The organism is Vibrio sp. J502, from assembly GCF_025397955.1.
Lineage (GTDB): Bacteria > Pseudomonadota > Gammaproteobacteria > Enterobacterales > Vibrionaceae > Vibrio > Vibrio anguillarum.
This window is the reverse complement of sequence record NZ_CP104555.1, coordinates 912,212-931,404: the sequence shown is the minus strand read 5'-3', so window position 1 is coordinate 931,404 and position 19,193 is coordinate 912,212. Positions and strand designations below refer to the sequence as shown.

Below are 19,193 nucleotides of genomic sequence, written 5' to 3'. Positions count from 1 at the left end.
ACATGATTGATTATTTGAAAAACCATATTCGTCCAATTCGTTACATCACGAGCGTACTCTCTGTGACATTGATGCTGATCTCATTAGTGGCGTTTGGTGTGAAAGGCCTCAACATGGGTTTGGATTTTACTGGTGGGATGGTCACCGAAGTCACGGTCGATAAAACCCTCACCAACAAAGAGTTACTGCAAGCGTTGAAACCTACATTAGGGGATTCAACGATGATCACCAAAGCAGGTGAAGAAGGGCGTTGGGTTATCCGCTACGCTCTTCCTGAAAGCGATCAAGAGACGCCTAACATTCCAACTTTGCTCAGCGACGTCTCTGAGCATGTGACGGTGGTGAGCAACAGTATGGTCGGCTCGCAAGTGGGGCAAGATCTGGTGGAGCAAGGTAGTTTAGCGTTGATGATCTGCTTACTGTGTATCTTAGGTTACTTGTGTTTCCGCTTTGAATGGCGTTTAGCGAGCGGCTCGTTGTTAGCCTTGCTGCATGACGTTATTTTAGTGCTCGGTTTCTTTGCCCTGACACAGATGGAGTTCAACCTAACTGTGTTTGCGGCGGTGTTGGCGGTATTGGGTTATTCATTGAACGACTCCATTATCATTGCCGACCGTATTCGTGAACTGCTCGTGGCCAAGCAAAGCACGCCAACCAAAGAGATCACCGACCAAGCCGTGATTGCGACGTTCTCACGCACTATGGTAACTTCGGGTACGACATTACTTACCGTTTCCGCATTATGGTTTATGGGCGGGGAGCCGCTTGAAGGGTTTGCCATTGCAATGTTCATCGGTATTATTTCTGGAACTTGGTCTTCAATCTCAATCGGGACTGTGTTACCAGAGTGGTTGAAACTTGAGCCTAAACATTACTTGCCTGTAGTGGTGGATTCTGCGCCTTAGTATTTCTGCGCATGTCATTTAAAGTGAAGTAAAAAAATCCGCCTTATACACAGGCGGATTTTTATTGGGAGTTGACTATAAATTACGGTAGGAAGTGTAATTTAGAGTTCTTTATCTTTACTCAGTGACAGCAACCAAAGTGAAACGGCGGCAACCACCGCAAAGCCGCCGAAGATAATAACAGGCATCGCGCTGTAACCAAGAATATGCCAAATCACCGATTCTAATGTACTCATGGGTTAATTCTCCTATTGCCAGCCTTCAACGCCTTGCATGTCTGGCAGTTTATGTGCAATACCTTTATGGCAATCGACACAGGTTTTTTCACCACTAGCAAGGGCGGTAGAGTGCTGTTTGGCACTGCGTGGACCTTGCTCTGAAAAATCCATGTATTCGAACTCATGGCAGTTGCGGCACTCTAATGAGTCATTATTTTTCAATCGTGACCACTCACGCTCCGCGAGATGTGCTCGACGTGCTTGAAACTTTTCGGGTGTGCTAATGGTGCCTAATACCACATGAGCAAACAACTCTTTGGAGGCTTGCACTTTGCGGATAATCTTATCTGTCCATTCATGAGGAACATGGCAGTCAGAGCAGATAGCACGTACGCCGGAACGGTTAGAATAGTGAATCGTCTCTTGGATCTCAGCCACAATCGGTGCATGACAGCCTGAGCAGAATTCTTCTGAGTTTGTTGCTTCCATACCGGTGTTAAATGCGCCCCAAAATAGCAGACCACCTGCAAACCCCATGAACAATACGATGCCAACGGCCGCTTTACTTGGGCTTGTGAGCTTTTTCCAAAACGCTTTTAATAATTTCATAAATAGCCTCTTAAGTTATTATCTGGCTACGATTAGCGAAGTGAATCAACGGATTTGAACTCATTTTCCACCAAAGGCTTCGCAATGGCTTGCGGTACATGGCACTGTAAACAGAAGTAACGGCGCGGTGAGACGTCAGCTAGCACCGCATCTTCACGGTTAACATAGTGGGTCACGCTGATTTTGGTTGCGCCCATCTCTTTGGCATTTTTCCAACTGTGACAAGCAAGGCACTTATTGGCGTTTAGCGACACTTCGTAGCCACGAATGTTATGCGGGATCAAAGGTGGCTGATAGACGTATTCGCTTTCAAGCGCTTGATCTCTTGGGTACTTCTTAAAGTCGTCTGCAGGACGAGTCTCTTCAAGTTGCGTTGCGCCACGCAGCGATTCCAGCCCACCGTTTCCGCCGGGGTTATTCAGTTCCGCCTGTACCGTTTGGCCAAATAAAGCCCCAAAAGATAAAAGGGCGATCAGTAGTTTTTTCATCTTAAATTCTCCGCCTAATGGCTCATTCTGAGATCGGCCCCCCATAGGGCAGCCGATGCATTCATTAACTGGCTTACGCTACTTTAGTGATTTTTACCGGACATTTTTTGAAGTCTGTCTGCTTCGACAGTGGGTCCGTGGCATCTAAAATCAGCTTGTTAATCAAAATGCGAGCATCAAAGAATGGGACAAAGACCAAACCATGCGGTGGACGATTTCGGCCGCGCGTTTCCACACGAACACGAACTTCGCCGCGTTTGTTGGAAATCAATACTTCATCACCACGTCGTAACCCACGCGCTTTGGCGTCATCTGGGTGGATGTAACAGAGCGCATCGGGTACGGCTTTATAAAGTTCAGGCACGCGCCGCGTCATAGTGCCGGTGTGCCAGTGTTCTAACACGCGGCCTGTACACAGCCACATATCAAATTCGGCATCAGGTGATTCCGGCGGAGCTTCATAAGGAGCGGAGATGATCCACGCTTTACCATCCGGTTTGCCGTAGAAATCCCAATCAGATCCTTTTTTCGCATAAGGGTCGGAGCCTTCTTTAAAGCGCCATAACGTTTCTTTGCCATCCACAACCGGCCAGCGTAAGCCGCGAACGTTATGGTATGTGTCATAAGGCGCTAAGTCGTGGCCGTGATCGCGTCCGAAGCTGGCGTACTCTTCAAATAACCCTTTTTGTACATAGAAACCGAAGTGATGTGCGTCATCGTTCAGTTCACGCGCTTCTTCAAGCGGGAATTGGTCAACCTGTCCGTTTCTGAACAGCACATCAAACAGGGTTTTACCGCGATATTGTGGCGCTTTGGCGAGCAATTCTTCTGGCCACACTTCTTCCATTTTGAAGCGTTTAGAGAACTCCATCACTTGCCATGAGTCTGATTTTGCTTCGCCCACAGTACCAACTTGTTGATACCAAGCTTGGGTGCGGCGTTCAGCATTGCCGTAAGCGCCTTCTTTTTCCACCCACATTGCGGTAGGGAGCACTAAGTCGGCCGCTTGCGCTGTGGCTGTTGGATACGGGTCAGACACGACGATAAAGTTTTCTGGGTTGCGGTAACCCGGTAAACGTTCTTCGTTAATATTCGGGCCTGCTTGCATGTTGTTATTACACTGCACCCAATAAGCGTTGAGTTTGCCATCTTTGAGCATTCGGTCTTGCTGTACGGCGTGAAAGCCCGGTTTTTCAGGAATGGTGCCTTGCGGAAGCTTCCATGTTTTTTCAGCAATCGCGCGATGTTTGGGGTTTGCCACCACCATGTCAGCAGGCAAGCGGTGAGAAAAGGTTCCGACTTCACGTGCTGTGCCGCAAGCGGATGGTTGGCCTGTTAATGAAAATGGACTGTTGCCAGGTGTGGCAATTTTGCCTGTCAGTAAGTGCAGGTTGTAGACCAAGCTTTGCATCCAAACACCGCGAGTGTGTTGGTTCATGCCCATAGTCCACAGTGACATCACTTTGGTGTTAGGGTCAGCGTACTGTTTTGCAAGCGCGATCAGTTTATCTTCGGCAACGCCTGACATTTGCGCGGCTTTTTCAACCGTATAAGGTGCAACCGAGGCTTTATAAGCTTCAAAATCAATCGCAGTAACATCACCGGAGTTGGCATTTTTCGCTTTAACTTGCAGTGGGTGCTCGTCACGCAGGCCATAACCAATATCCGTAGTCGCTTGTTTGAAGTGGGTATGTTTATTGACGAAATCCCAGTTCACCGCATTGTTTTGAATGATGTAGTTGGCGATGAAGTTGGCGATGGCAAGGTCACTTTGTGGGTGGAAAATGTAACCGTGGTCGGCCAGCTCAAACGAACGATGATAATAAGTCGAAAGGACATTTACTTTAACGTGTGGGTGACTTAAACGGCGATCGGTAATACGAGTCCAAAGAACCGGGTGCATTTCGGCCATGTTTGAACCCCAAAGCACAAAGGCATCAGCGTGTTCAAAATCATCATAGCAGCCCATTGGTTCATCAATACCAAAGGTGCGCATAAATCCAACAACGGCTGAAGCCATACAGTGGCGAGCGTTTGGATCAATGTTATTAGAGCGGAAACCCGCTTTCATTAGTTTAACGGCGGCGTAACCTTCCATCACGGTCCATTGGCCTGAACCGAACATGCCAACACTGGTTGGCCCTTTCGCTTTTAGAGCTTGTTTCCACTTTTCAGCCATCACATCGAAAGCCTGATCCCACGACACTGGCGTGAATTCTCCCTCTTTATGGTATTGGCCATCTTTCATGCGCAGCAGTGGTTGTGTTAAGCGATCTTTGCCATACATGATTTTTGAAAGGAAGTAGCCTTTAATACAGTTCAACCCTTTGTTGACAGGCGCTTCAGGGTCACCTTGTGTGGCAACCACTTTGCCGTTTTGAGTACCGATTAATACTGAACAGCCCGTACCGCAGAAACGACAAGGCGCTTTATCCCAAGTGATTTTTGTTTGGTCTGAGCTGGCAATCAAGTTTGTTGCGCTGGCGGGTAGAGTAATACCGGCGACAGCGGCTGCGGATGCGGCTGCGTTTGCTTTCACAAACGCGCGTCTTGTCATTTTCATACGTCATCCTCAATGTGGGAATGTTGTGTTCCAGTGTTGGTATCCGTGTCATCCAGCCCACTTTCTATTTGGTGATAAACCAAAGCGGTGCTGAGAACATGTGGTAAATTATTAATCGCATCGATGGTGTCAGTAACGAAGCCTTGATTTTCCGTTTCCAAAACGACGATCATTTTCCCTTCGTTGCTTTGGCCATACACTTCGGCGTTCTCAAACGATTCGATTGTCGCTTTGAGCGCTGCTAAATGTTCAGGTACGACGTGAACGATCAAACTTGAAATATGTACTTCATTGAGTGACATGTTTATCTCTCATTATTATTAATATTGCTCACACGGATGGCTGAGGTTGGACAGATGGAAACGCACGCGCCACATCCGTTACAGGCATCAATATCGACATTCGGTTGCGCCACTTTTCCGATCACTAAATTGAACGTTATAGCGCTGACTTCACATGACTCAGCGCAGCTACGGCACTCCACATTGCGTTTAGCCAAGCAGCTTTCTTCGAGCTTTGCTTTAGCCAGCCACGGTTGTGTTGAGCGCGGTGCGAAAATTGGCTCTGGGCAGCTCTGCGCGCACTGATAACAAAAGGTGCACTCATCAATATGAAAATCTATGGTTGGGAAGCCGCCATCACCTAAAGTGATGATCTTTGTTTCGCACGCGTCTAGGCAGCGGCCGCAGCGAGTGCACTCATCTGAAAAGGAGAGGGGGTGAGCAATCCAAGGCAAGCGGACAATGGTGTCATCGACCTGATTACGAGAAAAAAAACGCCTTTTCGAGAGATCAACCAAAGTGCATTCCTGTATTTGTTAACAAATCTTCATTTATCCATACACAAATTGTAGTTTTTGTCCTATTTCTATAAATACCCCCAAGGAGGTAATTGGTTAGTCATGTTGTTTTAGATCAATAAATTCAAGCGCGAGTGATCACATATTGAATGGCTTTAACGACAGCTGAGCCCAATCAGATACAATAGGCAAGGAGAGGTTCACGGAGAGATGTTTTGAGAAAACGATCCAAACAGTCGGTAACCAGCACCATTGCCAAAGCCATGGTGTCGATTTTACTGTTATCGGTTGCCATCACAGGCTACGCCATTTTTACACTCGCTTCCTCACTCAATGATGCGGAAGCGGTGAACGTTGCTGGTTCAATGCGTATGCAAAGCTATCGATTGGCACATGATATTCAAAGTAACTCGGTGGATTATTCATCTCACATTTATCTTTTTGAACGTTCGCTTTATTCAGCATCAATGAAAGCATTACAGCGTTGGCCTGTGCCAAACGACATCACCAAAGATTATTATCAGTTGATCATTCGTTGGCACGAACTGAAAAGCTTGTTAAATAGCGAGAACAAAGACCGCTATCTTGATGAGGTAGCGAAATTTGTCAGCCAAATCGACCGTTTTGTCTTTAAGTTGCAGCACTTCTCAGAACAAAAGCTGATCCAACTGGCTTGGTTTGGCGGCATGGGGTTGGGTGGTGTGTTGTGTATCTCATTGTTTGTGGTGCATTTTATTCGTAAGGAAGTGGTGGGGCCATTGCGTTCGCTAGTGACCGCCAGTGAGCAGATCCAAAACCGTTCATTTGATGTATCGCTCAATGTCACCAGCCATAATGAAATGGGGATCTTAACCCGCACGTTTAATAAAATGGCCACCGACCTTGGTAAGCTGTACCTCGGTTTGGAGCAAGCGGTGAATGAGAAAACCCATAAGTTGCAAAATGCCAACCAAGCACTGCAAGTGTTGTATGACTGCTCGCAAGAGTTAACCGCATCGCGCATTAGCCAAGATAATTTCCAAGCGATTTTGCAACACTTGGTTACCATTGAAGGGGTCACATTTGCCCAGTTAGAAATTGGTGATGACGCGGGTAAAAGTACGCGCTTATCCGAAGGTGAGAGCAATGGATTCTCCCTTTCTCCGCTTTTGCTGAGCTTAGATGGGATGCAACTGGGTTACTTGTATCTGCAATACAGCTTGCCTTGTCCAAATAGCGCCTTGATTGATAACTTCGTACAAATATTGTCGCGTGCCATTTATTATAATCAAGCACAGAAACAAGCCGAACAGTTGATCTTGATGGAAGAACGCGCCACCATCGCTCGGGAACTGCATGATTCGTTGGCTCAATCGCTTTCGTATCTGAAGATACAAGTATCATTACTAAAACGCGTGATTGGCCGAGCAGAGACCCCGCACGCCGCAGAGAAAAAAGAGCAAATCATTTTAGATATTGATCAAGGTTTGTCGGGCGCTTACACCCAGTTAAGAGAGCTATTAACCACCTTTAGGCTAACGATTAAAGAAGGCAATTTTGGTCAAGCGCTCAAGGGCATGCTAGAGGAACTTGGCGAGCAAACTACGGCGGAGATAGTGCTTAATAATAATTTGTCATCGATTGATTTAGATGCGCATCAACAAGTGCATTTACTGCAATTGATCCGAGAAGCGACTATCAATGCTATCAAACACGCTCAAGCTAATGTTATTCAAGTCAACTGTGATGAATTAGATGATCAGGTGATGGTGACGGTCAAAGACGATGGGGTTGGCTTTGATCAACAGCGTGCTAGGCTCAATCACTATGGATTAAGCATTATGCAAGAAAGAGCGGCGCGGCTGCATGGCGCAGTGTCAGTAACCTCCGCACCCAATGCTGGGTGTGAAGTTATATTGAAATATAAACGTTCAAAGGATACAAATTTTGACGAGATGTAGAGTAATGCTGGTAGATGACCATCCTTTGATGAGACGTGGTATCAACCAGCTATTGAGTTTTGAAGATGACTTTGAAGTGGTTGCTGAAGCTTGTAACGGCAGTGAAGCCATTGCTTTGGCGCATGACATCGAGCCGGATCTCATTCTGCTTGATTTGAATATGAAAGGCATGTCAGGGCTCGATACGTTAACAGCGCTTCGTGCGGATGAATCAACCGCCACCATCGTTATTTTAACCGTATCAGACAGTGCGCTCGATATTGAAGCTATGGTGAAAGCGGGGGCTGATGGCTACCTTCTTAAAGATACAGAACCAGATGAGCTGGTGGAACTGCTTAGACAGGCCGCGACGGGTGTAAAAGCGTACAGCGAGTTTGTTACTCAGTACCTTGCCGAACGTCATACGCATGAAGATCTTTTTGAGGCATTAACCGACCGTGAAACTCAGATTTTAAAAGAGGTCGCGAAAGGGTATCGGAATAAACAAATTGCTGATCGTCTGTTCATTTCTGAGTCGACAGTAAAGGTGCACATGAAGAGTTTGCTGAAGAAGCTACGCGTCCCATCGCGCACGGCAGCAACGATTTTATACTTGGAGCGCTATAGCGAGAGTAAATAACACCTATTTGGAAATAGCGGTTTGAAAAAAGGGCGTCCTGTTGAACGCCCTGATTGTTTGTCAACGTTATGCTGTCATCGGTACAAGGATTACTGTACCAATAATGACCGTGATTAAGCCGAGGATGACAGGAACGGAAGTGCGTTTTACCACTTCAAATGGACTGATTTGGCCCATACCAGCTGTTGCTACAACGACGCCTGATACTGGAGAAATGGTGCGCCCAAGGTTTGAAGCTTGCAGCATCGGGATAATGAGAAAGGCTGGGTTCACGCCCAATTTAGCCGCCAACGATGGCGCTAACTCAACAAAGGCGTAGAACGGAGCGTTGCCTGAACCCGTCGCAATAGCGGCTGCTACGGTAAGGCCTGTCAAAATCAGCATCAAGGCTATGCCGCCTGCGCCTGCGGTTTCTGCAAGATGAAGCAGGTTATCAATCGCTCCAATCGACATCAAACCTTGTGCGAATACGCCCGCAGCAACCAACAACATCACCACGCCTTTGAATGCTTCGGCCATGCCTGCGTAGCACGATTCTAGATCTTCTAACGTCTCTTTACCTTTAAAACGCTTCGTCACGAAGTCAACCAATGCACCGATGAAGATGGATCCGACCACAATGGTGTAAATATCAAGGCTCAAACCTTGAATGGTTTCTCCGTTGAATAAGAACACACCCACAATAGGTAAGAATGGAAGAGCCGCATAGTAAGCGGGTGCTTTCACTTCGATGGCGGAAACATCGATTTTTTCCATCGGTGTGTTGTCTTTCTTATCGAGATATTTGTTCCAGAAGAAGGCCGCGATCGCCATGACGATAATGGCGCAGATCGAAACAGGAAGAACCGTTTCCACGGCAAAAACGTGTAAAGGTAGGCCTGATTTTTCCGCCGCAATAACCACATCACCGGATGTCGGGGAAAGGATGATCGCAGCAGGAGATGCACATACTGCAACTGCGGCCGGGCGAGAGATCCCCATCGCTACCATCATCGGAAATAAAGTGGCCATTAACAGCACGCCAAGACCCGTTGCTGAGCTCACTGCTAAAGACATCAAACATGCCACAATGTAAGCAGCAACCAGCAAGATATAAGGGGATGTAATAACCGAAAGAGGTTTAGAAAACTGTTTTACAACCACATTGTTGGCGCCGATGTGTGTCATGTACGAAGCAAAACCACACAGCAACATAATTTGCATGCCTAAACCGCCACCACTGTAACGTAGCATGTATTTCACGAATTCGAGTGCATCTGTTACTGTGTTACCGGTTGAGGGTACTTTAGCTGGCAGTACTGAATAGCCAAGTGCGCCGGTTAATAGCAGCAAAACGATACCTGCGGTGAGTAACACACCGGCTGGCTTGTAACCTTTAACAATGAAATAACCCACCGCTACTGTTACCGCCAAGCCAATTAAAAGCTCTAGCATTTAAGTCTCCTGAAATTATCAACAATATTGAAAAAACGTGTATCAATTTATGACAAGGAATTTACCGAAAAGAGTACTGTAGCACGAGAGCAAGTTGAGCTTTAGATGATCTAAAACAATAAAATTATCAATTGATAAGCTAGTTGAAAACACTTTAACTTTGAATATATTTTGGTCGTTCTAACTATTCATTTAGCAAATATGCGGCTAGAAGTTCTGTTAGGGAGCGGGCTAATTTAAGCTAGGGAAAATGAAGCCATTTAAGCCATGGCTTCACTGAACACGCAAAGTATGAATTTAGGAGTATTGACGGACAATGAGCTGCCAATTGGACTTTTGTAGTGCTAATTGATGCTTTACTTGCAGATAACGCAGCACCAATAGGGAGTGCTCATATCGGCGAATCATAGTACTTTTCTTACTTTCGATTAGCTGTTTCTTTAATTCATAATACTCTTGCAACTGCATGACTAAAGCGTCAAATTCACGTTGTATGCTGGCCATAACGAGTTGCTGATTGGGTAACGCGGCGATCTGTTTTTGCGCATGGCTTAATGCCATTAACGCTTTCGCTTTTTCTACCTTAAGGGGAGGCGAAGTGCGCAGTTTACCAGCCAAACCAAACCACGAACAGAGCTTGATCAGCCATTTTGTGGGGTCGTATTGCCACCAATAAATCCCATTCCGATAATCATTTTCAAAGATATGGTGATAGTTGTGGTAGCCCTCGCCAAAAGTGAAGAAAGCCAAAATACCGTTATCGCGGGCTGTATTTTTATCAGTATAAGGCTGGTTACCCCATATGTGAGCCAGTGAATTGATGAAAAATGTCGTGTGATGATTGAGCACTAAACGCAGCGCACCCACGATCAGTAACATGCCCAGTATATCGTGATAAATAAAACCAAGGAGCAGAGGAACGCCCAAGTTCATTGCGAGTGCCAAAGGCACATAATATTTATGCTGCCACATGACGATCTTATCTTTTTGCAGGTCACGGCAGTTGGAGTAGTCATCGTACGTAGTTTTATTGTAGTGACGCAGCATCCAACCTATGTGTGAAAACCAGAATCCACGTTTGGCTGAATAAGGATCTTTGTCATTATTGTCTACATGCTTGTGATGAACTCGGTGATCAGAAGACCAATGTAGCGCACTGTTTTGCAGTGCAAACGCCCCACCTAATGCAAACAATAATCTCAGTGCCCAATGTGCTTCATAGGCTTTATGTGACCATAAACGGTGATATCCCGCGGTAATGGAAAGGTTGCAAAAGGAAAAACAAATCATCAGCCAAAGCCAATGCTCCATGCCGTAGCCAAATTGCCATCCATACAAAGGGGCTGCAATCGTCGCTAAGCCCAAGCTGAAGCTAAAAATGACGATGTTTATCCAGATAAGTGGTGGTTTTGATGCCGATTTCATGATTAAAATCCTTGAGCTTACAGTTGTTCGCTAGAATATCAGCGAACAACTGTAAGTCAAAGAGGTTTAATGATTCTTTTAAGGGATTGTGACTAGTATATTTTGCTTTTCTATTTGAACCGAATAGTATGAAAGACGATGTTAATCCTTACAGGAAGTAATAAGGACTAGAATATGGAAATAAAAGCAGCTGAATATTGCGATTTTGAAAGAATTGCTCAGCTACACGCTCAAAGTTGGCGAACTCACTACCAAGGCATATTAGGCAAAGAGTACCTTGATAATGACGTTCTAGAAGACCGTTTACTGATTTGGCAAACTCGCTTAATCAATCCACCATTTAATCAACATGTCCTACTGATTGAAGAGGGAGGGCTGCTGTGTGGGTTTATCTGCGCCTTTGGTAACCACGATTTTGACAAAGGCAGCATTATCGAGTCTCTGCACATTGATGAAAATTATCGAGGAAGGGGGATTGGTCGCCAGTTGATTCAAGAGATGGCGGCATGGTTTGAGCAGTATTTCCCTAATAGCGGTGTGTATTTGGAAGTGATGGCAGACAATAAGCAAGCCATCGAATTTTACGACTACTTAGCTGGTCGACCTAAAGGAGAGCGTTTATGGCGGTCTCCCTGTGGGCAAGATATTAAAGAGTGGGTTTATACTTGGACTAGCCCAACAGATTTGCTGGCTTCGGTCTCTTCTACGGTTGATTGAAACGCATAGTGCGCGGGCTATGTCTTCTTACTTATCGGTATTCGTGTGATTCGTTCTTGATGTATTGAGGAAGAGGCGATGACCAAACATGATTGCATCTTCCAGACACATGAGTTTTTAGTGATCTAAAGTTTCCAAATGCTATAAATAGAAAAAGCCTCTGATAATCAAAGGCTTTTTCTTGATATTTGGCGGAGAGATAGGGATTTGAACCCTAGGATAGCTATTAACCATCGCCGGTTTTCAAGACCAGTGCTTTAAACCACTCAGCCATCTCTCCGTGTGGTGCGCATAATAGATAGCCACCATAATATTGTAAAGCAATAAGTTGAGTCATCGACTCGGTTTGGCTAACCGCAATAACGTTTTCAGTTACAGTAAAGCACTGTTTTTACCGCTTCCCTTGATTTTATGAGCTATATACTCTACAACCTAGTTATCTAATAAAATGGTGTTTTATTTTTATTTGATTGATTTATATGCAATTTGTGTGTTTCAGGGAACGCTTGTACGCTCGAAAGTGTTTGCAGCTAAGTGTGAAGTACTTCAAAATTACCTCAATCCAAGGGCATTCTAACTAATCACCGAGGTTTAGATGAAAGTCGAGAATCTTTTTAAGCATCGTGGCGATTCAATGAACAAGTACTCCTCTGAGCTTATGCAGTGGGTATCACCTTCAATACGTGAGTACTGGGGCGATCTTCTACATAAAACAAACAGTCGCCAGTTGTTTTCTTGGGTTAGAGATTTTCACCAACCAGCAGTGAATGAAGATGCTCCTATTGCCGAACCCTTGATACTCAAACCTGAAGCGCAACGTCTGTATAAACAGCTCCAGACTCAGATTGGTGAAGTCATTCATACGGGTAAATGGCTGGTGGTTGATCAAGAGCGCATTAACCAGTTTGGTCAAGTAACTGAGGATATGCAGTGGATTCATACCGACCCTCAAAAAGCGGAAGTTGATTCTCCATTTAGGACCACAATTGCGCACGGCTTTTTGACCTTGGCCTTGTTACCTAAATTGACGGATAGCGTTGATCCTGACAAACCAATATTTCCGACCGCAAAAATGGTGGTAAATATCGGTTTAAATGAAGTTCGTTTCCCGTATCCAGTGAAATCAGGAAACCGGGTAAGAGCCATTAGTACTCTATTGAAAGTTACACCAATCAAAAAAGGTTTGGAGATCGAGAGAGAAATTAAAGTTGAGATTGAAGGTATTCGTCGCCCAGGCTGTGTCGTGGTTTCAGTAATCCAACTCCATTTTTAACTTTAGAAAAATGGCATAGAAACAGGAGAGTCGATCACTCTCCTTTTTTGTATTTATTTGTTTTTCAAAGGAATATAACCATATTCTTCTATGCGAGCCTTTGCTTCCGCTGATTTTAAAGATGCAATAAAAGCTTGAGTCTCTTTAGTGATTTTTTCAGGGTAATAGACCACTAAAAATGGCATGGAAAGTTTATATTCATGAGTGACAATATTTTTTGCAGTGGCTTCTACTCCCTCAAATTTTATCGCTTTAATCGATTTATCTACCGATCCCGTAGAGATGAAACCGATCGCTTGAGGGTTATGGTTAATCAGTGTTTTAACCATACTATTGCTATTGACCACTAAGTTATTGGAACTGATGTCTGACACTAAGCGATCATTAATCACACGAGTCAGGCCTAATAAGCTTTCAAAGCTATAGCGGGAACCTGATGATGCTTCTCTGGTCACAACTGCGATTTTTTGATCAGCACCACCGACTTGTTTCCAGTTGGTTATTTTCCCTTTATAAATATCAAATAACTGCTCACGAGTCAGATTTTCAATACTGTTTAAGCGATTGATTACAACAGCTAACCCATCATAGGCAATCGGTAGGGTGCTCATCGTCTCATCTTGCTCACTTTCTGTGAGGTAGCGCGAGCTCATGGCGATATCTGCGACACCTTTTTTCAGTAATGTGATGCCAGCACTCGAACCTACGGCTTGAACCGCGATATAAGTTTCAGGGTGTGCGGTATTGTAGTCCTCGGCGAATACTTCCATGATCCTAGCGACCGAGGTCGAGCCAGAAATATTAACTTCACTTGCGAAGGCAAACTGGGTATGTAGCAAAGTTGAAAGCAGTGTAGCAAGCGCGACTCGAAACATAGTGGCTCCAATATGGTTATTTAGAAAAATTGAGCCACCATAATATGTCGTATAGATGACACTTTTGTGAACCACAAAGGTAAGTGGTTTGTAGCCTTACGGTTTTTCATATCAGAGATAAGCGAAGTCAGCTATAGTCGAGATGTCAGGAAGCCGTGTTTGAGCGAGGGTAAAATGGCGGTAGTGAATTTGTTGCAACGTCAACTAGAACGAAGAGCAGAGCTTGTTTGCCATAATCGTAACCAAAGTGTGTCTGTTGAATTAGGCAAATCCTGTTTTGAGCCGATCGTTAACGGTGTGTATTTCATCAAACACCATTACAAATTAGATTCAACGCATTGCGACTATTCAAGTATCGTGGCGAAAGTGATTTGGGAAGAAGCTAAATGGGCGCTGTATATTCCCAATACGGATCCCGATAAAGAAATTGAAGATTGGTTGCCGTATCCTTTTCTCCCTAAAACAACGGATTTGACGGCGTTGATCCGCGAAATTGAAAAAGATCCTAAATCTTACTTTTGGTGATCAATAAGCATAAAAAGGCACTCCGAAGAATGCCTGATAGAAATGTCTATGCTGCTAAAATCACTCCCCTTGGATAGTGGTATTAGCATTAGCTTCTGAAGGTATAAGTAACGGTTCGAAAACCTGAGTCGGTTTTGCAATCAGATTGCGGTTTTCCATATTCACTTCTGCGAGCACGACTTCGAGCGTATCACCGAGCTTAAAGACGACCTCTTTATCGACAAGCAGCGTTCCACTTTCCGCATTACATTCAATACGTTCTTTGTTGTCTAAGATTAAAGAACCAGGAATGAATGCGGCAGCGCCATTTTCCAAAAGACGTACGCGCATGCCAGCGCGATTGATATCAAAAATTTCAGCCGTAAAACGGGTGCCTTTGCTCGGTTCGTTTACTAGCGTTCTAGCATAGAGCCAGTCGCCTACGTTACGTTCGGCCATTTTGTGGTGTTTGCGGTGTAGTGCCAACTCTTCACCAACGGTTTCATCCGGTGTTTGTACGGGCTCTTTGTTTAAAATATGTGCTTTCAACATACGATGGTTGATCATATCGCCATATTTACGGATAGGAGAAGTCCAAGTGGCATAGATATCCAAACCCATTGCGTAATGCGGAAGAGGTTGGTTTCCTATTTCACTGTAAGCTTGATACTTGCGGATACGATTATCCAGATAGCGGGTATCTTGCTTACATAACCAGCGACGTAAAGAGGCAAAGCCTTCTAGAGTCGCTAAGTTATCGGCAGTGTATTCAAGCTCACCCGTTGGGTTGACTAATTCGACAACATCGGCAATTTTTTCGGGTTTGAACCCCGCGTGCGTATTGAACACGCCTTGGCCAAAATGCGCTTTGAGCGTTTTTCCCGCACAGATATTCGCGGTTATCATCGCTTCCTCAACAAGACGGTTAGCACTACGGCGAAGATCCGCATGAATTGCCACTACGTCATTGTCTTCACTCAGTTCGAATCGATAATCAGGGTGATCAGGAAACACGACCGCGTATGTTTCGCGCCATTGTGCGCGCGCTAATGAAAAATCATACAAATCACGCACAACGGAAGCGATTTGGTCACTTGGTTGCCAATCGGCAGAAGTGCCCATTTCTAACCAATCTGATACATGATCATAAATCAATCGAGCGTGCGATTTAATGTTGGCCGCAAAAAAGGTAATGTCATCGCCAATCACACCTTCTTTAGTCACTGTTACGGTACAGCAAAGGGCAGGGCGAACTTCATTTTCCATCAACGAACACAAATCATCGGCTAAATCACGTGGCAACATTGGGATATTGCGGCCAGGGAGATAAATAGTGAAACCCCGCTCACGCGCGACACTGTCCATCTCGTCATCTGGCGTGATGTATGCGGTTGGGTCTGCAATGGCAATGGTTAATGTGAAGTCACCGTTCTCGGTTCTTTGGGCGAACAGTGCATCATCCATATCTTTAGTTGATGCCCCATCGATGGTCACGAAAGGAAGGTGGGTCATATCGATGCGTTGTAGGTCGGCATCATCTTTTAGCTGCCAATGTTCAATACCAGCCGGCTCACTGTTAGGCAGGTCATTTTCAGCTAAAGTCACCCACCAAGGCGCAATCTTATCGTTGGCATCCGTAATTTTATGGGTGATTTCAACCATAAAACCGCTATCGTCTTTCAGTGGATGGTTAATAAGCTGTGCAACAACCCAATCACCTTCAGAGAAATGTTCAGGGTTTAATCCTTTTTGCACCTTGGCTTTCAGCGATTGCCTTTTTAGTTGCGGGTTATCGGGCGTGACATTCAGCTTACCTTTGTACAGCTTTACACGGCCAATGAAGCGAGTTAATGAAGGCTCAAGCAGCTCTTGAGGCTCAGCCACTTCTTTCTCATTCTCGGTGCGAATGATGGCCACCACTTTATCTCCGTGTAGACATTTCTTCATATACGGAGGCGGAATAAAGAAGCTGTTCTTACTGTCAACTTCTAAAAAGCCGAAGCCTTTTTCAGTGGCTTTTATCGTGCCTTCTTTCTTAGGTAAGTTCTCTTGGATTTGTTGCTTGAGTTGAGCAAGGAGCGGATTATCTTGAAACATGTTTCTTTTTCTAACAAATGCGATTGGGCACACTATAATCATTGAGCGGGATGATTACTACCGAAAGCGTTATTTTTGCTAGTCTGCTTTAACAGTGCGCTGTAAATGCAGCTTCTGTGTTCGTTTTGGGTGAATTAATGAGTTTAATGGTCATTTATGACGAATTTTTGTGATGTAATTCAATTTTTACTAGCTTTTTTTATGCTTTTAGGGAATAATCCGCGTCCCTTATATGTCCCTAGCGGCTTGATGCGTTTTAAGACTTATCCGCATCTGAACGGAACTCAGCTCTTTTTAATGGATCGGTATTGGAATTGGTAGAGCACGTGGGACCTTTTGTTAATTAATCTAGTGGGATCTCCATGCAAGACTTTGTAATTCAATTTAGTGAATTAGCTCTAAACGACTCAATCCTTTCTGCTCTAAATGAAATGGGTTTCGTTTCTCCAACTCCTATCCAAGCTGCTGCTATTCCATTTCTTCTTGAAGGAAGAGATGCGCTAGGTAAAGCACAAACCGGTACAGGTAAAACGGCTGCGTTTTCTCTACCTCTACTGAACAAATTAAACCTTTCTCAACACAAGCCACAAGCAATTGTGATGGCACCAACTCGTGAACTTGCTATCCAAGTTGCGGCAGAAATCAAAAACCTTGGCCAAAAGATTCAAGGCCTTAAAGTACTTGAGATCTATGGCGGTGCTTCTATTGTTGACCAAATGCGCGCTCTGAAAAATGGTGCTCATATTGTGGTTGGCACACCTGGCCGTGTAAAAGATTTGATCACTCGTGACCGCCTTCATTTAGACGAATGTCATACCTTCGTCCTTGATGAAGCTGACGAAATGCTCAAAATGGGCTTCGTTGATGACGTAACTTGGATAATGGAACAAGCACCTGGCACCGCTCAACGCGTGCTGTTCTCTGCGACTATGCCTCCTATGGTGAAGACGATTGTTGACCGTTACCTACGTGATCCAGCTCGTGTTGACGTAGCAGGTTCAAACCAAACTGTTGCGAAAGTAGAGCAGCAATATTGGGTTGTTAAAGGTGTTGAAAAAGATGAAGCGATGGCTCGTCTTCTTGAAACAGAAGAAACCGATGCGTCAATCGTCTTTGTACGTACTCGTCAAGACACCGAGCGTTTAGCTGATTGGTTATTATCTCGTGGCTTTAAAGCGGCAGCGCTTCATGGTGATATTCCGCAATCACTGCGTGAGCGCACGGTTGATCATATCAAACAGGGTGTAATCGACATTCTTGTTGCGACAGACGTTGTTGCTCGTGGTCTTGATGTTCCACGTATTACACACGTGTTCAACTATGATATCCCATTCGATGTAGAATCATACATCCACCGTATTGGCCGTACTGGCCGTGCTGGACGCAAAGGTAAAGCGATCCTTCTAGTTCGCACGAACCAAATTCGTATGTTGCGTACGATTGAGCGCGTAACTCGTTCTCAAATGGAAGAGATTCAACTTCCAATGCGTGACAAAGTTGCTGAAGCTCGTCTCATCAAACTAGGTGCAGAGCTAGAAGCTGACAAAGGTCATACTGCTTTAGACAAATTTGTTGAGCTCATTGAAAAACTTCAACAAAGCCTAGAGATTGATGCCACAACACTGGCGGCCATTTTACTGAAGCGCCAACAAGGCAATCGTCCACTGTTCTATGTCGGCCCAGATCCAATGGTTGACGCGATCGAGCGTGAAAAATCACGTCGCCGTGATCGTAAAGAGGGTAGTGAGCGTGGTGAACGCCGTGAAGGCGGTCGCGATAGCCGTGATGGACGCGAAGGTCGCCGCGAGTATGGTACCGCGAGCAATGACTGGGATACTTATCAGTTACAAGTCGGCCGCGAGCAAGGCGTGCAAGTGAAAGACATCGTTGGTGCTTTAGCTAATGAACTTGGTTTAACCAAAGGTTCAATTGGTGCAATTAAACTTGCTCAAGGGCATACATTCGTACAGCTTCCTAAATCAATGTCTTCAGATGTTGAAGGCAAATTGCGTAAACTGCGTATTCGCCAAAAAGAAGTCGGTGCTGTTGTATGTGACTTTGATGACTTCCGCGAGTCTCGTGGTCGTCGTGAAGGTAGTAACGGTGGTGGTGCCCGTCGTGAAGGCGGAAACGGTGGCTTCCGTAATCGTGAAGGCGCTGCTCCTGCGGCTGGCGCAGGTCGTGGTGGCCGTGAAGGTGGCTTCCGTGGCAACCGTGACGGTGCAGCGGCGACTGGTCGTGATGGTGAGCGTCGTTTTGACCGCAACCGTGGTGGCGACCATCGTGGTAACTTCCGTGGTGAACGTGGTCACGGCAATGCTAGTGCTAATGCCAATGCGGGTACGTTAAGTCGTCCTCGTCGCGCTGAAGCATAATCAATTATTGAAACTCCAAAGCCCGTGATATTTATCATGGGCTTTTTCTTTTGATTTATATAATTCGATCTTTGCATTTCTAGCGTGAGCTAGTTAAAATCTTCGCTTCATTGAAGTTCCGGTATTCGTGTTACCGAGTGAGCTTCGATGGGTTATTTTCAATCAAACTCAACACGTGTTGCTTGGTATGTTACAAGGCAACATAACCGAACAAATCCCCTCCTTTCGACACCCATTCATGACCATCTAATTAATCCATAACATCCAAACACTTAGCTTTCTTTATATCATTTCTATAATTCAACGTTAGATCACCCATACCTAACAGGTTTCACTTGCATTCACAGTCTAT

Annotated in this window: 17 protein-coding genes and 1 tRNA gene; 7 read left to right on the top strand and 11 right to left on the bottom strand. The window is 45.1% G+C overall.

What is annotated here, in order from left to right:
- The first annotated feature begins 2 nt into the window (after nt 1–2).
- On the top strand, nt 3–905 hold the full coding sequence (secF, locus tag N5E84_RS20200; RefSeq protein WP_019281631.1) for a protein translocase subunit SecF: 903 nt from the start codon (nt 3–5) through the stop codon (nt 903–905).
- Between the two features lie 101 nt (nt 906–1,006).
- Here the strand turns inward: secF and N5E84_RS20195 are convergent, their stop codons facing one another.
- The 6 genes from N5E84_RS20195 to napF all read right to left on the bottom strand — a co-directional run bounded on the left by N5E84_RS20195 (nt 1,007) and on the right by napF (nt 5,582).
- Nucleotides 1,007–1,141 (bottom strand): TIGR02808 family protein, encoded by a 135-nt coding sequence (locus tag N5E84_RS20195; protein ID WP_013868527.1) that lies wholly within the window; start codon nt 1,139–1,141, stop codon nt 1,007–1,009.
- 12 nt (nt 1,142–1,153) lie between these two features.
- Nucleotides 1,154–1,732, bottom strand: coding sequence for a NapC/NirT family cytochrome c (locus N5E84_RS20190; RefSeq protein WP_019281630.1), 579 nt, complete (start codon nt 1,730–1,732; stop codon nt 1,154–1,156).
- 32 nt (nt 1,733–1,764) lie between these two features.
- Nucleotides 1,765–2,220 carry a nitrate reductase cytochrome c-type subunit gene (locus N5E84_RS20185; protein ID WP_013868529.1) on the bottom strand — a complete coding sequence of 152 codons (456 nt, stop codon included), beginning with the start codon at nt 2,218–2,220 and terminating at the stop codon, nt 1,765–1,767.
- Nucleotides 2,221–2,293: 73 nt separating this feature from the next.
- Nucleotides 2,294–4,783: a periplasmic nitrate reductase subunit alpha gene (gene napA, locus N5E84_RS20180; RefSeq protein ID WP_019281629.1), complete on the bottom strand. Its 2,490-nt coding sequence runs from the start codon at nt 4,781–4,783 to the stop codon at nt 2,294–2,296.
- Complete coding sequence (locus tag N5E84_RS20175) at nt 4,780–5,085, bottom strand: chaperone NapD (protein WP_013868531.1); 306 nt, start codon at nt 5,083–5,085, stop codon at nt 4,780–4,782. Before N5E84_RS20175 ends, napA begins: the two co-directional genes overlap by 4 nt.
- A 2-nt stretch (nt 5,086–5,087) precedes the next feature.
- On the bottom strand, nt 5,088–5,582 hold the full coding sequence (gene napF, locus N5E84_RS20170) for a ferredoxin-type protein NapF (protein ID WP_017045373.1): 495 nt from the start codon (nt 5,580–5,582) through the stop codon (nt 5,088–5,090).
- Nucleotides 5,583–5,797: 215 nt separating this feature from the next.
- Here napF and narQ point away from each other — a divergent pair, with 215 nt between their 5' ends.
- Both narQ and N5E84_RS20160 read left to right on the top strand, forming a co-directional pair.
- Nucleotides 5,798–7,522, top strand: a complete 1,725-nt coding sequence (gene narQ / locus N5E84_RS20165; RefSeq protein WP_019281628.1) for a nitrate/nitrite two-component system sensor histidine kinase NarQ — start codon at nt 5,798–5,800, stop codon at nt 7,520–7,522.
- Nucleotides 7,509–8,141 carry a response regulator gene (locus N5E84_RS20160; RefSeq protein WP_013868534.1) on the top strand — a complete coding sequence of 211 codons (633 nt, stop codon included), beginning with the start codon at nt 7,509–7,511 and terminating at the stop codon, nt 8,139–8,141. Before narQ ends, N5E84_RS20160 begins: the two co-directional genes overlap by 14 nt.
- 66 nt (nt 8,142–8,207) lie before the next feature.
- Here N5E84_RS20160 and dcuC read toward each other — a convergent pair whose 3' ends face one another.
- Entirely contained in the window at nt 8,208–9,575 is a 1,368-nt protein-coding gene (gene dcuC, locus N5E84_RS20155) for an anaerobic C4-dicarboxylate transporter DcuC (protein ID WP_019281627.1), read from the bottom strand.
- Between the two features lie 297 nt (nt 9,576–9,872).
- Complete coding sequence (locus N5E84_RS20150; RefSeq protein ID WP_019281626.1) at nt 9,873–11,000, bottom strand: acyl-CoA desaturase; 1,128 nt, start codon at nt 10,998–11,000, stop codon at nt 9,873–9,875.
- Between the two features lie 174 nt (nt 11,001–11,174).
- Between N5E84_RS20150 and N5E84_RS20145 the strand changes: the two genes are divergently transcribed.
- A complete protein-coding gene (locus N5E84_RS20145; protein ID WP_013868537.1) occupies nt 11,175–11,717 on the top strand; it encodes a GNAT family N-acetyltransferase in 543 nt (180 codons plus the stop codon).
- 189 nt (nt 11,718–11,906) lie between these two features.
- Here N5E84_RS20145 and N5E84_RS20140 read toward each other — a convergent pair.
- A tRNA-Ser gene (locus N5E84_RS20140) sits at nt 11,907–11,997 on the bottom strand.
- A 315-nt stretch (nt 11,998–12,312) separates the two neighbouring features.
- On the opposite strand from N5E84_RS20140, the gene N5E84_RS20135 reads away from it, so the two are divergent.
- A complete protein-coding gene (locus N5E84_RS20135; protein ID WP_019281625.1) occupies nt 12,313–12,990 on the top strand; it encodes a MaoC family dehydratase in 678 nt (225 codons plus the stop codon).
- A 53-nt stretch (nt 12,991–13,043) separates the two neighbouring features.
- Here the strand turns inward: N5E84_RS20135 and N5E84_RS20130 are convergent, their stop codons facing one another.
- Nucleotides 13,044–13,865 (bottom strand): phosphate ABC transporter substrate-binding protein, encoded by an 822-nt coding sequence (locus N5E84_RS20130; RefSeq protein ID WP_026027798.1) that lies wholly within the window; start codon nt 13,863–13,865, stop codon nt 13,044–13,046.
- Between the two features lie 174 nt (nt 13,866–14,039).
- Here N5E84_RS20130 and N5E84_RS20125 point away from each other — a divergent pair, with 174 nt between their 5' ends.
- Nucleotides 14,040–14,390 carry a DUF3024 domain-containing protein gene (locus N5E84_RS20125; RefSeq protein WP_029388104.1) on the top strand — a complete coding sequence of 117 codons (351 nt, stop codon included), beginning with the start codon at nt 14,040–14,042 and terminating at the stop codon, nt 14,388–14,390.
- 60 nt (nt 14,391–14,450) lie between these two features.
- On the opposite strand, the gene rnb is transcribed toward N5E84_RS20125, so the two are convergent.
- Entirely contained in the window at nt 14,451–16,466 is a 2,016-nt protein-coding gene (gene rnb, locus N5E84_RS20120; RefSeq protein WP_029388103.1) for an exoribonuclease II, read from the bottom strand.
- A gap of 362 nt (nt 16,467–16,828) precedes the next feature.
- Here rnb and N5E84_RS20115 point away from each other — a divergent pair, with 362 nt between their 5' ends.
- Complete coding sequence (locus tag N5E84_RS20115) at nt 16,829–18,841, top strand: DEAD/DEAH box helicase (protein ID WP_019281622.1); 2,013 nt, start codon at nt 16,829–16,831, stop codon at nt 18,839–18,841.
- Nucleotides 18,842–19,193: the final 352 nt, after the last annotated feature.